General features: G+C 64.0%; 16 protein-coding genes and 1 pseudogene. 5 read left to right on the forward strand and 12 right to left on the reverse strand.

Features of this window, described 5'->3' with window-relative positions; translation table 11 throughout:
- Positions 1-11: 11 nt before the first annotated feature.
- From gcl to AB7531_RS31150, 8 genes are all read right to left on the reverse strand, one after another.
- A complete protein-coding gene (gene gcl / locus AB7531_RS31115) occupies positions 12-1,802 on the reverse strand; it encodes a glyoxylate carboligase (RefSeq protein WP_063984513.1) in 1,791 nt (596 codons plus the stop codon).
- Between the two features lie 152 nt (positions 1,803-1,954).
- Positions 1,955-3,757, reverse strand: coding sequence for an adenine deaminase C-terminal domain-containing protein (locus AB7531_RS31120; protein WP_063984514.1), 1,803 nt, complete (start codon positions 3,755-3,757; stop codon positions 1,955-1,957).
- Between the two features lie 85 nt (positions 3,758-3,842).
- Positions 3,843-4,643, reverse strand: coding sequence for an NYN domain-containing protein (locus AB7531_RS31125; RefSeq protein ID WP_028150272.1), 801 nt, complete (start codon positions 4,641-4,643; stop codon positions 3,843-3,845).
- A 54-nt stretch (positions 4,644-4,697) separates the two neighbouring features.
- The gene (locus AB7531_RS31130; protein ID WP_063984515.1) at positions 4,698-6,197 is read right to left on the reverse strand and encodes a tripartite tricarboxylate transporter permease; all 1,500 of its coding nucleotides are present in this window, start codon (positions 6,195-6,197) and stop codon (positions 4,698-4,700) included.
- Positions 6,197-6,679 carry a tripartite tricarboxylate transporter TctB family protein gene (locus AB7531_RS31135; RefSeq protein ID WP_063984516.1) on the reverse strand — a complete coding sequence of 161 codons (483 nt, stop codon included), beginning with the start codon at positions 6,677-6,679 and terminating at the stop codon, positions 6,197-6,199. The genes AB7531_RS31130 and AB7531_RS31135 overlap by 1 nt, the downstream gene beginning before the upstream one ends.
- Positions 6,676-7,644 (reverse strand): Bug family tripartite tricarboxylate transporter substrate binding protein, encoded by a 969-nt coding sequence (locus AB7531_RS31140; RefSeq protein ID WP_063986542.1) that lies wholly within the window; start codon positions 7,642-7,644, stop codon positions 6,676-6,678. The genes AB7531_RS31135 and AB7531_RS31140 overlap by 4 nt, the downstream gene beginning before the upstream one ends.
- A 113-nt stretch (positions 7,645-7,757) precedes the next feature.
- On the reverse strand, positions 7,758-8,600 hold the full coding sequence (locus AB7531_RS31145; RefSeq protein ID WP_063984517.1) for an IclR family transcriptional regulator: 843 nt from the start codon (positions 8,598-8,600) through the stop codon (positions 7,758-7,760).
- Positions 8,601-8,814: 214 nt separating this feature from the next.
- Positions 8,815-10,944, reverse strand: a complete 2,130-nt coding sequence (locus tag AB7531_RS31150; RefSeq protein WP_063984518.1) for an acetate--CoA ligase family protein — start codon at positions 10,942-10,944, stop codon at positions 8,815-8,817.
- A 347-nt stretch (positions 10,945-11,291) separates the two neighbouring features.
- Between AB7531_RS31150 and AB7531_RS31155 the strand changes: the two genes are divergently transcribed.
- The 3 genes from AB7531_RS31155 (at position 11,292) to frc (ending at position 15,139) form a co-directional block, all read left to right on the forward strand.
- Positions 11,292-11,987, forward strand: a complete 696-nt coding sequence (locus AB7531_RS31155; RefSeq protein ID WP_166105920.1) for a GntR family transcriptional regulator — start codon at positions 11,292-11,294, stop codon at positions 11,985-11,987.
- Positions 11,988-12,061: 74 nt separating this feature from the next.
- Positions 12,062-13,795, forward strand: a complete 1,734-nt coding sequence (gene oxc / locus AB7531_RS31160) for an oxalyl-CoA decarboxylase (RefSeq protein WP_063984520.1) — start codon at positions 12,062-12,064, stop codon at positions 13,793-13,795.
- Between the two features lie 66 nt (positions 13,796-13,861).
- Positions 13,862-15,139, forward strand: coding sequence for a formyl-CoA transferase (gene frc, locus AB7531_RS31165; protein ID WP_063984521.1), 1,278 nt, complete (start codon positions 13,862-13,864; stop codon positions 15,137-15,139).
- 312 nt (positions 15,140-15,451) lie between these two features.
- Here frc and bioB read toward each other — a convergent pair.
- Positions 15,452-16,439: pseudogene (gene bioB, locus AB7531_RS31170) on the reverse strand (biotin synthase BioB).
- Positions 16,440-16,744: 305 nt separating this feature from the next.
- Between bioB and AB7531_RS31175 the strand changes: the two are divergent.
- Positions 16,745-16,927, forward strand: a complete 183-nt coding sequence (locus AB7531_RS31175) for a hypothetical protein (protein ID WP_063984522.1) — start codon at positions 16,745-16,747, stop codon at positions 16,925-16,927.
- A 206-nt stretch (positions 16,928-17,133) separates the two neighbouring features.
- Here AB7531_RS31175 and AB7531_RS31180 read toward each other — a convergent pair whose 3' ends face one another.
- The 3 genes from AB7531_RS31180 to AB7531_RS31190 form a co-directional block, all read right to left on the reverse strand.
- Positions 17,134-17,358, reverse strand: coding sequence for a hypothetical protein (locus tag AB7531_RS31180; RefSeq protein ID WP_028151477.1), 225 nt, complete (start codon positions 17,356-17,358; stop codon positions 17,134-17,136).
- Between the two features lie 54 nt (positions 17,359-17,412).
- On the reverse strand, positions 17,413-17,655 hold the full coding sequence (locus tag AB7531_RS31185; protein ID WP_063984523.1) for a hypothetical protein: 243 nt from the start codon (positions 17,653-17,655) through the stop codon (positions 17,413-17,415).
- Positions 17,656-17,752: 97 nt separating this feature from the next.
- A complete protein-coding gene (locus tag AB7531_RS31190) occupies positions 17,753-17,962 on the reverse strand; it encodes a cold-shock protein (RefSeq protein WP_028151479.1) in 210 nt (69 codons plus the stop codon).
- Between the two features lie 554 nt (positions 17,963-18,516).
- Here AB7531_RS31190 and AB7531_RS31195 point away from each other — a divergent pair.
- Positions 18,517-19,206 carry a hypothetical protein gene (locus tag AB7531_RS31195; RefSeq protein WP_063986543.1) on the forward strand — a complete coding sequence of 230 codons (690 nt, stop codon included), beginning with the start codon at positions 18,517-18,519 and terminating at the stop codon, positions 19,204-19,206.
- Positions 19,207-19,227 lie beyond the last annotated feature (21 nt).

Genomic DNA, 19,227 nt, shown 5'->3' on the forward strand with positions numbered 1-19,227 from the left:
GATGCTCTCCCCTATTCCGCCGGCTGCAGCACGCCGGGCCGCTTGGTCTCGACCTCGTCGAGCGGCAGATCCAGCACCTCCTCGAACTCGACGATGTTGTCGATCTCCGTGCCCATCGCGATGTTGGTGACGCGTTCGAGAATGAACTCGACCACGACGGGCACGCGGTGCTTCGCCATCAGTTCACGCGCGGTCGCAAACGCCGCCTGCGTATCCTTGGGATCGGTGACGCGGATCGCCTTGCAGCCGAGGCCTTCGGCGACCGCGACATGGTCGACGCCGTAGCCACCGAGCTCCGGTGCGTTGACGTTCTCGAAGGAGAGCTGGACGTGATAATCCATGTCGAAGCCGCGCTGGGCCTGGCGGATCAGGCCGAGATAGGAATTGTTCACGACGACGTGGATGTAGGGCAGATTGAACTGCGCGCCGACCGCGAGCTCCTCGATCAGGAACTGGAAGTCGTAATCGCCGGACAGCGCGACGATCTCGCGATCCGGGCATGCCGCACGCACCCCGAGCGCGGCAGGCAGCGTCCAGCCGAGCGGGCCGGCTTGCCCGGCATTGATCCAGTTGCGCGGCTTGTAGACGCCCAAGAACTGCGCGCCTGCGATCTGCGACAAGCCGATCACGGTGACATAGGTGGTGTCGCGGCCGAAGGCCTTGTTCATCTCCTCATAGACGCGCTGCGGCTTGATCGGGACGTTGTCGAAATGGCTCTTGCGCAGCATCGTCTTCTTGCGATCGCGGCAGGCCGCGGGCCACGCCTGGCGCTCGCGGAGCCTGCCTGACCGACGCCACTCCCTGGCGACGGTGACGAAGAGCTCGAGCGCGGCCTTGGCGTCCGAGACGATGCCGAGATCGGGATTGAAAACGCGCCCGATCTGGGTCGGCTCGATGTCGACATGCACGAAGGTGCGGCCCTTGGTGTAGGTCTCGACCGAGCCGGTGTGACGGTTGGCCCAGCGGTTGCCGATGCCGAGTACGAAGTCGGATTCCAGCATGGTCGCATTGCCATAGCGGTGGCTGGTCTGAAGGCCGACCATGCCGGCCATCAGCACGTGGTCGTCGGGGATCGCACCCCACGCCATCAGCGTCGGCACGACCGGCACGTTGGCGATCTCGGCGAATTCCACCAGCAGGTCCGAGGCGTCGGCGTTGATGATACCGCCACCGGCGACGATCAGCGGGCGCTCGGCGGCATTGAGCATCTCCAGCGCCTTCTCGACCTGCTTGCGCGTCGCGGTGGGCTTGTAGACCGACAGCGGCTCATAGGTCTCGTCGTCGAACTCGATCTCGGCGACCTGCACGTCGAGCGGCATGTCGATCAGCACCGGACCCGGCCGGCCCGAGCGCATGATGTGAAAGGCCTGGCTGAACACACGCGGCACCAGCGCCGGCTCGCGCACGGTCACAGCCCATTTGGTCACGGGCTTTGCAATCGACTCGATGTCGACGGCCTGGAAGTCCTCCTTGTAGAGCCGTGCGCGCGGCGCCTGCCCGGTGATACAGAGGATCGGAATGGAATCGGCGATCGCCGAATATAGCCCGGTAATCATGTCGGTGCCGGCCGGACCCGACGTGCCGATGCAGACGCCGATATTGCCGGCCTTCGCCCGCGTATAGCCCTCGGCCATATGCGAGGCGCCCTCGACATGGCGCGCGAGAATGTGGCGGATCGACCCGCGCTTCTTCAGCGCCGAGTACAGCGGATTGATCGCGGCCCCGGGAACGCCGAAGGCAGTCGAGATGCCTTCCTTTTCCAGAATTCGCACGGCAGCATCGACGGCTCGCATCTTCGCCATATCGGACCTCGCTTGAGTTGCGTCAGCGAGTGCGATCATCAGGCGTGCAAGATGCGATCTCAACGAGATCGATTTTATTTTCCACGATGCGGCAGCCGCGGAAAAACCGTGGCGGTCTCAAACGGTTAGATCGACATCGGCGTGAAAGCCGCTCACTCGAACAGCGGCGCCAGCTCCATCTGCGGCACCAGCACGAGACCCTTGTCGGTGATGCGAATTTCCGGAATGACCGATAGCGGAATCAAATTGAAGCCCATGTAGGGGATGGTGCAGCCGGCTTCCGCCCATTCCTTCTTCAGCACCTTGACCGCTTCGGCGACCTCGGTGACCCGTCTGTCGGAGAGCAGGCCGGCGATCGGCAGCGGAACCAGCGCCCTCACCTTGCCGTCGGCGACGACGCAAACACCGCCCTGCTCCGCCTTGATGGCTGATATCGCCGCCTGCATGTCGCCCTCGTTGGTGCCGGCGACGATGATGTTGTGGCTGTCGTGCCCGACGCTGGAGGCGACCGCCCCGCGCTTCAGGCCGAAATCCTTCAGCACGCCGTAAGCGACATTGCCGGCCGACTTGCCGTGGCGCTCGACCACCGTGACGAAGCACAGGCCGTAGCGCTCAAACAGCGACGGCCAATCCTTTGTCGGCTCGATCGCGACCTTCTCATGGATCAGCGTAATGCCCGGCAGCGCGGTCTTGATGGCATTGACGGTACACGCCTTCGCCGGCAATTCCGGCGTCAGCTTGACCTTCTCCGGAAGCTTTACGGTCGCATAGGCCGCCTTCGGATATTGATAGCGTTGCGACAGCGCCTGATCGAGCCGCGGCGTAATCTTGCCGTGCTCGACCACCAGCTCGCCGCCATACCAGGTGCATTGCGGTCTGAGCTGATCGTCCATCAGCACGAGATCGGCGCGGCGGCCGCCGCCGAGCCCGCCGATATCGCCCTCCATGCCGAAGCGTGTGGCGCCATGCAGCGAGCCCATCGACCAGGCCTGTTCGGGCGACATGCCGGCCTTTACGGCCTCGCGCACCACCCAGTCGAGACCGAACAGCAGAAGATCGTCGGCATCACGGTCGTCGGTGCACACGGCCGTACGCTTGTGCGACGCACCGAGCTCGGTGATGGTGCGGATCGCCTGCGGCAGCGAGTGCCAGGGCGTGGTCGGCGGACCGCCGCGCAGAAAAACCCAGACGCCGGCGTCGAGCAGATCGTCGGCGATGTCGCGATCGATCGCCTCATGGGTGTCGGTGACGCCGGACGCCGCATAGGCCGCGACGAATTCACGGCCGTAAACGTGTCCGGACACCGGCCGTCCCCGCTTCAAGGCAGCGGCAAGGATGGCATGACTGCGCTCGTCGCCCATCGTGACAGGCACGAAATCCATCTTCTCGCCGAGCGCGACCGCTTCGGGCCAGCGGTCGAACAGGCCGGCGATCTTGTCCGGCGTGAGGTCGCCGCCCGCGGTCTCCAGTTCCGCCGACGTGGCCGGCACCGTGCTCGGCACCGTCAAAAAGATCGAGAGCGGCGCCTCGCGCGCGTCCTCCAGCATCGCCTCGACACCGGCGACATCCATGACGTTGCCGATCTCGTGGCTGTCGCAGAAGATCGTGGTGGTGCCGTTGAGGAGCGCAGCCTCGGCATAGGCGCAGGCCGTCACCATGGAGGATTCGATGTGGATGTGCGGATCGACCAGCCCCGGCGCGATGATGCCGCCGGCGGCGTCGTAAAGTGGCACCCCGCCCCAGACCTTCTTCGCCGCCCCGGCCGGTTTCACCGCTGCGACGCGGCCACCGGTGATCCAGACCTCCCGACCGGGATGGATGCGCTCGGAATAGGTCGAAAGCACCCGGGCCCCCGTGACCACGAGATCCGGTGCGACGCGCGCGGAGGCGACATCGGCCAGACACCGGGTCATCGAATGCAGCGGTGCGACGGCGAAGCGGGTAAGTCTGGTCATCGGGACCCTCGCGTGGCGTTACGGCCCAGCGATGGTTACGCCCTGCGCTATAGCGGGCAAGCGCAAATATAACGGCAGACCCTGCTTACGCCTTAGGCGCCGAACTGCCCGTCGTCCCCGCCCTTGCGGGCCTGCGCGGGTTCCGCCTTCTCGGCGGTGCGGCGGCAGCGGGCTTCACGCGAATTCGCATCGACCGGCCCTTTGGCTCATCGATCTCAAACGAATTCGTCTTGCGTACGAGGTCACTCAGCTTGCGGAACCCGAACGTTCTCGGATCGAAATCGGACGCCAGATTGGCGAGCTGCCGGCCGACTTCGCCGAGCGCGACCCAGCCGTCTTCGCTCTCCATCTGGGTGATGACCTTCTTGATGATGGGCGTGGCTGCATCGGGCGGCTGAAGCGACGTCGATCTTGAGGCGGCATCCTGGGTGGTCGCCGGGACGGAGACCAGGTTCTCGGTGTAGACGAACCTTCGGCAGGCCTGCCTGAAGCTCTCCGGCGTCTTCTGCTCGCCGAACCCGAACACGTCGACGCCCTGCTCACGGATGCGGGCGGCCAGACGGGTAAAGTCGCTGTCGGAGGAGACCAGGCAGAAGCCGTCGAACCGGCCGCTGTGAAGCAGGTCCATGGCGTCGATCACCAGGGTTATGTCGGAGGCATTCTTTCCCGTCGTATAGGCGAATTGCTGCTGCGGGATGATGGCGTGCTTCGACAGAATGTCGGCCCAGCCCCTGGACCGTGCATTGGAGAAGTCGCCATAGATGCGGCGGACGCTGGCCTCGCCGATCTTGGCAATCTCCTCGAACAGCCCATCCGCGATCTTCGCAGAGGCGTTGTCGGCATCGATCAGGACGGCGAGACGGGGCGAGCGAAGTTCCGACGGCATGGCGTTTCCTCAACGAGCTGGACGCAGCATTAGAGGACGCTCGCGCCGGGACGGCTAGTCCTCGTTCGCCTTGAAGCGCCCCATCCCCTTCAGCACGAACGGGGCCAGCAGCGCAACCAGCGCGATGCCGAGCAGCGTCGCCGAGATCGGGCTCTGGAGCAACGTCATGGGATCGCCGAGGCTGATCGCGAGCGCACGGCGCAGCTGGCTCTCGGCGATCGGACCGAGGATCAGGCCGACGACGACGGGCGCGATCGGAAAGTCGAACCGGCGCATCAGGAAACCGAGCACGCCGAAGCCGGCCAGCATCGACAATTCGACCACCGAGGGCTTTGCGGCGATGGTGCCCATGGTCGCGAACACGAGAATGCCGGCATAAAGCCAAGGCTGCGGGATCGCGAGCAACCGCACCCACAGTCCGACCAGCGGCAGATTGAGCACCAGCAACATGCAATTGGCGATGAAGAGACTGGCGATCAGGCCCCACACGAGGTCAGGCCGCTCGGCAAACAGTAGCGGCCCCGGGTTGAGGCCGTACTGCTGGAACCCCGCCAGCATCATCGCGGCCGTCGCCGAGGTCGGCAATCCCAGCGTGAGCAGCGGCACCAGCGTGCCGGCGGCGGAGGCGTTGTTGGCGGCCTCCGGTCCCGCGACGCCTTCGATCGCGCCCTTGCCGAATTCTTCCGGATGTTTTGTGAGCCGCTTCTCGGTGGAATAGGACAGAAAGGTCGGAATCTCCGCGCCGCCCGCGGGCAGCGCGCCGATCGGGAAGCCGAACATGGTGCCGCGCAGCCACGGCTTCCACGAGCGCCTCCAGTCTTCCTTGGTCATCCACAGCGAGCCGCGCACCGGCTCGAGCTTTTCCTCGGTGTGGTGGCGGCGCGATGCGACGTAGAGCGCCTCGCCCACCGCGAACAGACCGACCGCAAGCGTGGTCACCTCGACGCCGTCGAGCAGCTCGGGGACGCCGAAGGCAAGCCGCGCCTGCCCCGTCAGCTTGTCGATGCCGACGAGGCCGAGCGTCAGGCCGATGAACAAGCTGGTCAGGCCGCGGATCGGAGAATCGCCGAAGGTCGCCGACACAGTGACGAAGGCGACGCACATCAGCGCGAAATAGTCCTCGGGGCCGAAGCGCACGGCGAAATCGACCAGCCACGGCGCGAGGAACGCGAGCCCGATGGTGGCGATGGTGCCGGCGACGAAGGAGCCGATCGCGGATGTCGCAAGCGCCGGCCCGCCGCGGCCGGCCTTGGCCATCTTGTTGCCTTCGAGCGCGGTCGCCATCGAGGCACTCTCGCCGGGCGTGTTGATCAGGATCGCGGTGGTCGATCCGCCATACATGCCGCCATAATAGATGCCGGCAAACATGATCAGCGAGCCGCCGGGGTCGAGCTTGTAGGTCACCGGCAGCAGCAGCGCGACCGTCAGGGCCGGGCCGATGCCGGGTAGCACGCCGACGGCCGTACCGAGGAACACGCCGATCAGCGCATAGAGCAGGTTCATCGGCTGGACGGCGACCGCCATGCCGTGGGCCAGCGCGGCAAAGGTGTCCATCACAGCAGTCGCTCCAGCGGGCCGGTCGGAAGGCTCAGCGTCAACAGCCGGTCGAACGCGAGATAGATGAGGGTCGACATCACGAGGGCAATGATGCTGTCGACGAGGATGGCACGGCGCCCGAAAGCTGCCGACGTCGTCACGAACAGCGCTGACGTCGCCAGGATGAAGCCGCCGCCGAAGCCGATGATGGCAATGAGGAGCGCAAGGCCAACCAGGATCAGAATCACAGGCACGGGATCGGCGCTCTCGCGCACCGGCAGATTGCCGCGTAGCGCGTCGATGAAATTTCCGATCGCGAGCAGCCCAAGGCCGGTGGCGACCACGACCGGCATCGCCTCCGGTCCCATCCCGTACATCGCAGTGGATTGCAGCCCGCGCGCGTCCCAGACCAGCACCGCGGCGAGACCTGCGAGCAATACAGCGATGACGATGCCGGCGCGATCGACGCGCCGCGGCTGGGCGGGATCGCCTGAGGTCATGACTTGACCAGGCCGACCGATTTCAGCACGTCGGTGACGCGCACGGTTTCCTTCTTCAGGAAGTCGGCGAAGGCGTCGCCGCCGAGATAGGCATCCTCCCAGCCCTTCTGCTTGAGGATCTCCTTCCAGGCGTCCGACTTCACCATCTTCTCGACCGCATCGCTCAGCGTCTTGCGCTGCTCCGGCGTGATGCCGGGAGGCGCGACCACCGAACGCCAATTGGCGATCACGAGGTCGATGCCTTGCTCCCTAAAGGTCGGGATGTCGCTGCCCGCGATGCGCTTCTCCGAGGTCACGCCGATCGCGCGCAGCTTGCCGGACTTGATCTGCCCGTCATATTCGCTCAGCCCCGAAATGCCCGCGGTGACCTTGCCGCCGAGGATTGCCGCCAGCGATTCGCCGCCGCCGGAGAACGGGATGTAGTTGATCTTCTTCGCGTCGGCGCCGACTGCGCCCGCGAACAACGCGGCCATGACATGGTCGACGCCGCCGGCCGAGCCGCCGGCGAAGGTCACCTTGGCGATATCGGCTTTCACCGCGGCGGCGAGATCCTGCGCGGTCTTGATCGGCGAATTCGCCGGCACCACGATCACCTGGATTTCCTCGGTGAGGCGTGCGATCGGCGTCACCTGCTCGAGCGTGACAGGCGATTTGTTCATGGCGAGCGCGCCCACCATGACGAAGCCGTTGACCATCAGCTGGTTGCCATCGCCCTTGGCGCCGTTGACGAACTGCGCGATGCCGATGCTGCCGCCGGCGCCGGGAACGTTGGTGACCTGCACGCTGCGCGCGACGCCCGCGGCAACCAGCGCCTGCTGCATCGAGCGCGCGGTCTGGTCCCAGCCCCCGCCCGGGGCCGCCGGCGCCATCAGCTTGAGCTCCAGCGGCTGGGCGAAGGCCGGCGTAGCTGCCGCAAGGGTCAACGCGACGGCTGCGCCGACAAGGCGCGCGGGAAATTGAAACATGAGGGTATTCTCCGGGCTCGTGCGGACGTCGTTGATCGGTTGCCGCATTGTGTCGTTTGGTCGCATATCAGCCAAAACGGCCGATGCTGTCCAGCGACAGGCCCGGTTCCTTGTTAGCCAGACTTCGGCATCACCCCGCCGAGCGCGACGGTCAATTCGCCGGCGACTTCGCGCACGATTTGGCCGATTTCCGGCAATCTGTCGTCGGTCAGGCGGCTGGTCATGCCCGAGACGGAAATCGCCGCGAGCGGCTCGGCGCAGTCGTTGTAGACCACTGCGGCAATACAGCGCAGGCCCATACAAGCTTCTTCATCGTCGAGCGCAAAACCCTGCTTGCGGATCTTCTCGAGCTCCTTGAACAGATCGCCCGGCCGCACGATCGACTTCTCGGTCAGGCGAGGCATGCCGTGATGGCGGATGACCGCGCCGACGTCCTCGTCCGAATAAGTCGCGAGCACTGCCTTGCCGACGCCTGACGTCACCATGGCGACGCGGCCGCCGACCTGGGTCAGCGAGCGCATGATCTCGCGGCTCTCCATGCGGGTCAGCACGATGATGAACTCGTCGTCGACGACAGCGAGATTGGCGGTCTCGCGGGTGAGATCGCGCAGCTTGCGCAAGTAAGGAATCGCCTGCGTGGAGAAATTACGCCGCCGGGCAAAGCTCGCGCCGACCGTGAAGCTGCGCACGCCGACATGCCATTTGGACTGGGCGCGGTCGAACTGCACGAAGCGGCGGCTCTCCAGCGTCGCCAGCAGGCGGTGCACGGTCGAGGCCGACAGGCCGGTGCGCACGGCGAGGTCGCTGAGGCGGTAGCCTTCGTCGTCTTCGGCCAGCGTTTCGAGGATCGACAGCGCGCGGTCGACGGACTGCACGCCACCATCGCGCGCGTCGTGGTCGGCCTCCGATGGCGATCGAGGCTCGAGCGATTTGCGCCGGATCACGTTCTTGCTCATCGCGACCTGACCGTTCTCCCTCGCCCTATTCTTATTTCCCTCTCCCGCTTGCGGGGAGAGGGTCAGGGTGAGGGGGAGTCTCCGCAAGGACGGTGACAGTTAGACTCGGGGAGAGTCCCCTCACCCGAATTGCTTCGCAATTCGACCTCTCCCCGCGCGCGGGGAGAGGTGAATAACCACCCGCTCCGGATCATACCGAAGCGTCTTCGTCGTCTCAGAGCAGCCCTGCCCCGCGCGCCCACTTGTACTTGGCGCCGAGCACCTCGACCGGCAGCTCGGTGGAATAGGCGTAGGCCGGGATGCCGTTCTGGTAGAGATATTCGGCCGCTTCCTCGACCTCGACGTCGCCGGCGAGCGAGGCGACGATCGGCTTCACGAAGCCCTTGGCCTCCATCTCCTTCTTCACCTCGACCATGTTGCGGGCGAACACCATCGGCGGCGTGACGATGGTGTGCCAGTAGCCGAGGATCAGCGAATGGATCCGCTCATCCGACAGGCCAAGCTTCACCGTGTTGACGTAGGTGATCGGCGGCTCGCCGCCGGTGATATCCACAGGATTTCCGGCCGCACCGAACGGCGGGATGAACTTGCGGAAGGCCGCATCCAGATCCGGCGGCATCGACATCAGCGACAGGCCGTTGTCGACGCAGGAGTCCGACAGCAGCACGCCAGAGCCGCCGGCGCCGGTGATGATCAGTACGTTCTCGCCCTTCGGCGTCGGCAGCACCGGCACGCCACGGGCGAATTCGAGCAGCTGCCGCAGCGAGCGGGCCCGGATCACGCCGGACTGCGCCAGGACGTCCTCGTAGATCTTGTCGTTACCGGCGAGCGCGCCGGTATGCGACGAGGCCGCCTTTGCGCCGGCCGAGGTGCGGCCGGCCTTGAGCACGATGACCGGCTTCTTCTTGGAGACGCGCTTGGCGGCTTCCGCGAAGGCGCGGCCGTCCTTGAGGTCTTCGCAGTGCTGGGCGATCAGGTTCGTGTTCGGATCCTGCTCGAAAAAGGCGAGCAGATCGTCCTCGTCGATATCGGACTTGTTGCCGAGGCCGACGATCGCCGAGACGCCCATCTTCGCCGAGCGCGAGAAGCCGATGATGGCCATGCCGATGCCGCCCGACTGCGACGACAGCGCCGCGTGGCCCTTGACGTCGTAAGCCGTGCAGAAGGTCGCGCAGAGATTGGCCGGCGTATAATAGAAGCCGTAAATGTTCGGCCCCATCAGGCGGATGTCGTACTTCTTGCCGACCTCGACGATCTCGGCCTGAAGCTCCGGCGCGCCGGCTTCAGCGAAGCCCGACGGAATCAGCACCGCACCCGGGATTTTCTTCTCGCCGCATTCGGTGAGCGCCGCCGCCACGAACTTCGCGGGGATCGCGAACACGGCCGTGTCGATCACACCCGAAACGTCCTTGACGCTCTTGTAGGCCTTGTAGCCGAGGATCTCGGCGGCCTTGGGATGGATCGGATAGATGTCGCCCTTGTAGCCGCCGTTGATGAGGTTCTTCATCACGGAGTTGCCGATCTTGCCGTCCTCGGCGGAGGCGCCGACCACGGCGACCGCCTTCGGCTGCATGATGCGGCTCATGGCCGCGACGATCTCTTCGGTCGGGCGCGGCTTCGGCTTGGGCACATAGGCGAAGTCGACGACGATACGCACGTCGGCGGCGATCGCGTCCTTGGCCGTCGCGAACACCGGGTTGAGATCGAGCTCGACGATTTCAGGGAAATCGGTGACGAGCTGCGAAACCTTGACGATGACATCGGCGAGCGCAGTACGGTTCACCGCCTCGCCGCCGCGAACGCCCTTCAAAATCTCATGCGCCTGGATGCCGTCGAGCATCGAGAGCGCGTCTTCCTTGGTCGCGGGTGCGAGGCGGAAGGTGATGTCCTTCAAGACTTCGACCAGCACGCCGCCGAGGCCGAAGGCGACCAGCTTGCCGAACGAGCCGTCGGTGATCGAGCCGACGATGACTTCGGTGCCGCCGGCCAGCATCTGCTGCACCTGGACGCCCTCGATCTTGGCATCGGACTTGTGCTTCTTGGCGTTGGAGAGAATGGTCTCGTAGGCCTTCTCGGCATCCTCGGCCGTCTTGAGGCCGACGATGACGCCGCCAGCTTCGGTCTTGTGGAGAATGTCCGGCGAGACGATCTTCATCACCACCGGGAAGCCCATCGAGGAGGCCATTTTGCCGGCCTCACCCGCCGACCTGGCCACGCCCTCCTTCGGCACCGGAATGCCGTAGGCGTCGCAGACCAGCTTGCCTTCCGGCGCGGTCAGGCTGGTGCGGTTGTCCGCCTTGACCTGGTCGAGCACTTTGCGGACGGCATCTTTGGAATTGGACATATGGCTTCTCCCTTGACCTCAGTTCGTTCTTTCAAAGCGCGCGCGTGTAGCGGCTGCCCGTGATGCTTGCCATTCGCCGCGCTCTGTTCCATGTCGCGGAACGGAGTGGCATAAAGCCCACATTACTCCGCCGCTTTGGATCAAAAATGGCTGGCGATGGCATTTGGTATGCCAGAAGCCAACTTGTCAAGCTGCTGCATGACTTAGAACGCCGCAAAAAATAGCCAGCTTGACATTCTGGCATGTGGTATGCCAAAAACTTTCCCGTTAATAATCCTGTAAAAGACGACTCCCACTGGAGGAGATTCGTCGTGTCACTGCGGAAACCAACCAAGGCGTTGCCGAACATGACCGAGGCAGATATCGCAATCGTTCGTATTGCCCCGGAGAGCAGCTTCAAGAACAAGGCGTATGACGCCTTGAAGGAAGCCATCCTCAAGATGGACATCTACTCGACGCCCGAGCCGGTGATGCTCGACGAGCGCGCGTTGTCCGAACGCCTGGGTGTGAGCCGCACCCCGATCCGCGAAGCCATCGCGATGCTTGAGCAGGATGGCTTCGTGAAGACGGTTCCGCGCCGCGGCATCATGGTGGTGCGCAGAACCAAGAGCGAGATCGTCGACATGATCCGCGCCTGGGCGGCGCTGGAGAGCATGGCGGCCCGCCTGATCACCACCACCGCACGCAAGAAAGACATCACGGCGCTGCGCGACTACTTCAAGGACTTCGGCAAGGACCGCCTGCCCGAGGATCACGTCGAGGAATATTCGCGCGCCAACATCGCCTTCCACCAGGCGCTGATCTCGCTGTCGGAATCGCCGGTGCTGGTCGATCTCACCAACGACCTGCTGCTGCACGTGCGCGGCTACCGCCAGCTCACCATCGGACGCAAGGATCGCACCGCCACTTCGCTGCCCGAGCATCTCAGCATGATCGAAGCACTGGAAGCGCGCGACACCGAGCTCGCCGAGAAGCGCGCCCGCGACCACACCCTTGGCCTTGCCGCTTACGTCGAAGCGCACGGTCAAGAACTGTTCACCTAGCAACGTCCACCAGAAGGGCGAGCCATTCGCCCACAAAGCCTAAAACGGCATATGAGACCAGGGAGACAAGGCCCATGCTGAATACCGCGACCAAGTCCGAAGCACCGGGCACCGAGCAGGAATTGACGGATGGCTTTCATCTCGTCATCGACGCGCTCAAGCTGAACGGCATCAACACCATCTATAATGTGCCGGGCATCCCGATCACGGATTTGGGCCGCATGGCGCAGGCCGAAGGTATTCGCGTGATCTCCTTCCGCCACGAGCAGAACGCCGGCTACGCCGCGGGCATTGCCGGCTACCTCACCAAGAAGCCCGGCGTCTGCCTCACGGTGTCGGCGCCCGGCTTCCTCAACGGTCTCACCGCGCTCGCGCACGCCACCACCAACTGCTACCCGATGATCCTGATCTCGGGCTCCTCCGAGCGCGAGATCGTCGACCTCCAGCAGGGCGACTACGAAGAGATGGACCAGCTCGCGATCGCCAAGCCGCTGTGCAAGGCGGCCTATCGCGTGCTGCACGCCCAGGACATCGGCATCGGTCTCGCCCGCGCCATCCGCGCCGCGGTCTCGGGCCGTCCGGGCGGCGTCTATCTCGACCTGCCGGCAAAGCTGTTCGGCCAGGTGATGAACGCCGATGCCGGCCAGAAGTCGCTGGTCAAGGTGATCGATGCCGCGCCCGCGCAGATCCCCTCGCCCGCGTCAATCAAGCGCGCGCTCGACGTGCTCAAGAGCGCAAAACGTCCGCTCATCATCCTCGGCAAGGGCGCGGCCTACGCGCAGGCCGATGAAGAGATCAAGTCGTTCGTCGAGAAGAGCGGCGTGCCGTTCCTGCCGATGAGCATGGCCAAGGGCCTCCTCCCCGACACGCATCCGCAATGCGCTGGAGCCGCGCGCTCCACGGTGCTGAAAGAATCCGACGTCGTGCTGCTGATCGGCGCCCGGCTGAACTGGCTGCTCTCGCACGGCAAGGGCAAGAGCTGGGGCGAAGCGCCCAAGAAGTTCATCCAGGTCGACATCGAGCCGCGCGAGATGGACTCCAACGTCGAGATCGTCGCGCCCGTCGTCGGCGACATCGGCTCGGTCGTATCGGCCTTCAATCAGGCGATCAGCACGGGTTGGACCGCGCCGCCGGCCGAATGGACCAAGGCCATCGTGTCCAAGCGTGACGAGAACGTCGCCAAGATGGCGCCGAAGCTCATGAACAACAAGTCGCCGATGGATTATCACGGCGCGCTCGGCGTGCTGAAGAACGTGATCAAGGATCACCCGGAGGCGATCCTCGTCAACGAGGGCGCCAACACGCTCGACCTCGCCCGCGGCGTCATCGACATGTACAGGCCGCGCAAGCGCCTCGACGTCGGCACCTGGGGCGTGATGGGCATCGGCATGGGCCAGGCGATCGCGGCGGCGCTCGAGACCGGCCACCCCGTGCTGGCGGTGGAAGGCGACTCGGCCTTCGGCTTCTCCGGCATGGAGGTCGAGACCATCTGCCGCTACAACCTTCCGATCTGCGTCGTCATCTTCAACAATGACGGCATCTATCGCGGCACCGACGTCAACAGCGTCAACGCCGATCCGGCGACGACGGTGTTCGTCAAGGGCGCGCGCTACGACAAGATGATGGAAGCCTTCGGCGGCGTCGGCGTGAATGCCACCTCGCCCGACGAGCTCAAGCGCGCCGTCAACGAGGCGATGGCCTCGGGCAAGCCGACGCTCATCAACGCGGTGATCGATCCGGCCGCGGGCTCGGAGAGCGGCCGCATCGGCAACCTCAATCCGCAGAGCGTTCTGCAGAAGAAAAAGTAAGTCCTCCCCTTCAACCCTTAATTCCCTGCGGTTTGCGGGGGCAGACAGAGTATACGGAGCAACACGATGACCAAAGCGCTCAAGGGCGTTCGCATTCTCGACTTCACCCACGTCCAGTCCGGACCGACCTGCACGCAGCTGCTGGCATGGTTCGGCGCCGACGTGATCAAGGTGGAACGTCCGGGCGTGGGCGACATTACCCGCGGCCAGCTGCAGGACATCCCGAACGTGGACAGCCTGTATTTCACCATGCTCAACCACAACAAGCGCTCGATCACGCTCGACACCAAGAACCCCAAGGGCAAGGAAGTCCTCACCGAGCTGATCAAGAAGTGCGACGTGCTGGTCGAAAACTTCGGCCCCGGCGTGCTCGACCGCATGGGCTTCCCCTGGGAGAAGATCCAGGCGATCAACCCGAAGATGATCGTCGCCTCGATCAAGGGCTTTGGCCCCGGACCGTACGAAGACTGCAAGGTCTATGAGAACGTCGCGCAGTGCACCGGCGGCGCCGCCTCGACCACCGGCTTCCGCGACGGCCTGCCGCTCGTCACCGGCGCGCAGATCGGCGACAGCGGCACCGGCCTGCACCTGGCGCTCGGCATCGTCACCGCGCTCTATCAGCGCACGCATTCGGGCAAGGGCCAGAAGGTCACCGCCGCGATGCAGGACGGCGTGCTCAACCTCGCGCGCGTCAAGCTGCGCGACCAGCAGCGCCTCGCGCATGGTCCGCTCAAGGAATACAGCCAGTTCGGCGAAGGCATTCCGTTCGGCGACGCCGTGCCGCGCGCCGGCAACGATTCCGGCGGTGGTCAGCCCGGCCGCATCCTGAAGTGCAAGGGCTGGGAGACCGATCCCAACGCCTACATCTACTTCATCACCCAGGCCCCGGTCTGGGAGAAGATCTGCGACGTGATCGGCGAGCCCACCTGGAAGACCGATCCGAACTACGCCAAGCCGGCCGTCCGCCTGCCGCGCCTCAACGAGATCTTCGCCCGCATCGAACAGTGGACGATGACCAAGACGAAATTCGAGGCGATGGAGATCCTCAACAAGGACGACATCCCCTGCGGCCCGATCCTGTCGATGAAGGAGATCGCCGAGGACCAGTCGCTGCGCGCGACCGGCACCGTGGTCGAGGTCGATCACCCGACCCGCGGCAAGTACATCTCGGTCGGCAATCCGATCAAGCTGTCGGATAGCCCGAGCGAGGTGGAGCGCTCCCCGCTGCTCGGCGAGCACACCGACGAGATCCTGCGCAGCGTGCTCGGCTTCAGCGATCACCAGGTCGCCGACATCCACAAGTCCGGCGCGCTCGAGCCGCCGCAGAAGCAGGCCGCTGAGTAAGCCGCACCACGTTGAACGAGACGAAAGGGCCGCCCGAAGGGGCGGCCCTTTGCTTCAGAAGACCGTGCGGTCGCGGCTGTGACTAAAAAATGGAAAAACAACCCCATGCACAGTAGCTAACCTGTTGGTCATAAACGATTTCGTATTTCACGAAATGCCTTTTGACACGTCGGGCAAAACAGAGGCATTATGCCATGATCCGACAAAGCCAATATCCTGCCCTGCGAAGAGCGGCCGAGGGGTTGTTCGTCGGACAAACGACCTAACGGCCAGGGCATGATCGGGAAAGAGGCTCAGCGGCTTGCAAAAAGGTCAGAGCGCTTCCAGTCCGAGCCGGCGGAACAACTTTCGATCGGCTTCGTCCTGCGGGATTGCCCGCCGTCAGCAGCGTGTCGCCGACAAAGATCGAGTTTGCGCCGGCAAAGAAGCACAGCGCCTGCATCTCGTCGCTCATCGCCGACCGCCCCGCCGAGAGTCGCACGAAAGAGGCCGGCATCATGATACGCGCCAGCGCGACAATGCGCACGAACTCGACCGGACCTATCGGCGTCGCCTTCGCCATCGGCGTTCCCGGAATCGGGATCAGCATGTTGATCGGCACGCTCTCCGGCGCTTCCGGAAGGTTGGCGAGCGTGACCAGCATGTCGACGCGGTCCTGTTCGCTCTCACCCATGCCGAGAATTCCGCCGCAGCACACTTTCATGCCGGCATCGCGGACATGCTCCAGCGTATCGAGACGATCGGCGAATGTGCGGGTGGAGGTAACACTCGGATAGAAGCGCTCCGAGGTATCGATATTGTGATTGTAGTAATCAAGCCCGGCAGCACTCAGCCGGTCGGCCTGATCCCGGTCGAGCATGCCGAGCGTCATGCAGGTCTCGAGCCCGAGCTCCTTCACGGCTCCGACGACCTCGACAATGGCATCCATGTCGCGCGGCTTCGGATTGCGCCAGGCCGCCCCCATGCAATAACGCGTCGCGCCGCTGTCTTTTGCCTTGCGTGCCTCGGCAACGATCTTCCCGACCTCCATCAACTTGGAGGCTGCAAGAGCGGTCGCATGATGCGACGACTGGCTGCAGTAACCGCAGTCTTCCGGACAACCACCTGTCTTGATGTTCAGCAGCCGGCTCAACTGCACGCGATTTGGGTCAAAATGCTCCCGATGTACGGATTGTGAACGGAAGAGCAGATCGTTGAAGGGAAGCTGGTAAGCCGCCCATGCATCTTCACCGGTCCATCTTTGAGGCCTTTGCGGCCTTTCCTTCGCGGGGATTGTCTCCCCGTCGTTCACACCGAGCATTACACATCTCCTGACATTGCGGCGGGACAATCGCACTATCGCAAACCTGGCGCCAGTCCGCAGGGTCCTTGGAACAAAAGCGGCGGCGTGCCATTGTTGTCTAAGCCGGCGTGCTATCCCGACGTACGAGCAACGCAGCCGCCAAGGCGAGTGACTGAAACACATCGCAAAAGCATCTGCGCAACGCTGCAGAATTGGCCTTCTTCTCGCCCCGAAAGGTAGCAAGCCTACGCACAGCGTTTGCGGGTGGGAGGCGTCGGCCAGCACCTGTCCTGTCACAGCTTGTTGATCAAAACGAGGTCGAAATGTTGAGAGATCAATCCTCGGATCGGGCCAAGCGTGAAGCCAACAAGGCGTTCAAGCCTGTCAAAACGCAGAAGCCGATCAATGACTATGCGAAGGACCAGCACTCCTTCAACGAGAATCGCGAGCGGCTGAAAGCGGAGCGACTGGCCCGCGAGGCCGAGCCGAAGGACCGCTCTGAATAGGACGCGTTCCCTGCCGGGTCACGATGTTGCATCCGCGCGATGGAGGCTGGCGCTGAGCGCGTCGCGTCGAAATCGACGCCTGACCGAAAGCGCGATGAGATCGGAATGAATCGTCAACGCGCTTTAGGTTATTGTTTGAGCATGATCTTTTCGGAAAACCGCTTCGCACTTTGCGCAAACGCGGCCCTTCGGGTCCGGATCATGCTTTAGAGCATCGAAAGCACGACGATCCCGTCTTCGAGCTCCCCGGAGGCCAATCGGCTCCGCGCGATGCGCTCGAATTCCGTCCGGTATTTCTGAAGATAGCTGAAGGCCTGCTTCTGCGTCTGAAACGTGGTCGCAAGGCGGCACATCTGCCGGCCTGCGCCAAGCGCGAGAAAGAAGGTGATTGTACCACCGCTGTCCGACTTGATCCTAGGCACGATCCGCACTCTTTGGCATGTGACCGGCCCTCTCCAGATTTTCGTCGACGCAGTTGAATTCGACTATCGCGTCAGCTTTCTCTTGCGCTTCGTCAGGGTTGGTGCCGGCAGCGATGCTTGAAGAGTTGCGTCGGCCGCTTCCTTGGCTTCGCGCAGTTCGCGAAGCCGCGCCATGTTCTTGCGAACATCGACGGCCTGTCTCTCGACGTCCGCCATTGCCCGCGTTCCCTCCTCGGCAGCCAAACGCTGACGGTTGGTACGCGCAATGCTTTGGGGTGACGGTTCAGCCGACTTCTTGCCGCTCATGCTTCACCCACTCCCGCAACGGACAAAACCCGCTCAATCCCTGGGATCGAGCGGGCAGCGTGGCCGTTTCAGTACATCCGTGAAACGGCGCAGGATCTTAGGCCAGCGATAGATTCTCTGCGCTGACCTTGCCTCGCATCTTGTCGGTCTTGGCCTCGAAGTTGACCTTCTGGCCCTCGGCGAGACCTGAGAGACCAGCCCGCTCGACTGCGCTGATGTGAACGAACACATCGTTGCCGCCGTCGTCGGGCTGAATGAATCCAAAGCCCTTTTGGCCGTTGAACCACTTCACGGTACCTGTCGTCATTATTCTTCTCCAAAGCGCATACGCGCACATTCCGCGTGACACTCACGCAGAACCAGATTCAATTCGTCGATGTCTCTGGAAAAGGAGCCCGCGGGCGCATTCAACAAGGCACAGCGGCTGAACGAACAGCACCAACGTATACCTCATCGGCGCCAGTTGCAAGGCTTGGCGGGATTTAATGCCTCATGGGCTCCGGCGGAACAATTCGGACTTTACGAATTCAGGCCCGAAAGGCGCCTGAGGCAAGGTGAGTTGCGCGTTCGCAGCCGCGATTTGGTGTCGGCTAACTGTGCTGGCCCGAGAGCGTCGATGCGATGCCGCGCTATCGAGCGCACACCGTACGCCACCGGCAAGTTGCTCGCGGAAGACCCGCACCACTCTCCCTCCAGCCAATCGACTGTGTGCACCGAAAGACTGCCAAGCTCCACACGTGCCGGCTCCGCCGCGAAGGGATAGCAGATCACACCTGACAGTACGGGGTCGGATTGGAAGCGTGAACGACTTGCTTCCTCCGTTGGCGTCAAGGCAAAGTGCTGGAAAACAGGGAGGTCAGCATGTCACTGCTTGGCAAGGCCGCCGTCGCGATGTGGTGGAGCGTCCGCCACGAGCAGCGCGCGGAGTTCGGCGACTGGCATTCCCACGAACATTTTCCCGAGCGGATGAGCATTCCCGGCTTCCGGCGCGGATCGCGCTGGACCAGCACGACGGACACCGACGGCTTCTTCGTGCTGTACGAGCTGGAGCGGTACGAGGTGCTCACGTCGAAGGGATATCTCGACCGGCTCAACGCGCCGACGCCGTGGTCGACCAAGATGATGCCGCACCATCTCGGCATGGTCCGCAGCCAGTGCCGCGTCGCCGCCAGCTTTGGCGGCGGCGTCGCGACCTCGCTCGCCACCATCCGGCTTTCGCCGGAGGCCGGGCGCGAGGCGGAGTTGCAGACACATCTCTCGGAGACGCTCGGCACATTGGCGCAGATGCCGGGACTGACCGGCGCCCACCTCCTCCTGACCGACACGCCCCGGACCAGCTCGCCCACCACCGAGCAGCAGATCCGCGGCAAGGACGGCGCCGCCGACTGGATCATGCTGCTGTCGGGTTACGATGCCGACGCGATCGAGCAGGTGACCGCCGACCGACTTTCGCCGGCGGCGCTTGGCGCTCTGGGCGCGCAGGACAATCCGACGATCGGCCGCTACCGGCTCGCCTTCACGATGACGCCGCAGGATGTGGCAACGATCTGACGGATCGGTCGTCCGGCCGGC

Origin of the sequence: Bradyrhizobium sp. 63_E2_N1_3 (genome assembly GCF_052076005.1) — a bacterium.
GTDB classification, from domain to species: domain Bacteria; phylum Pseudomonadota; class Alphaproteobacteria; order Rhizobiales; family Xanthobacteraceae; genus Bradyrhizobium; species Bradyrhizobium barranii.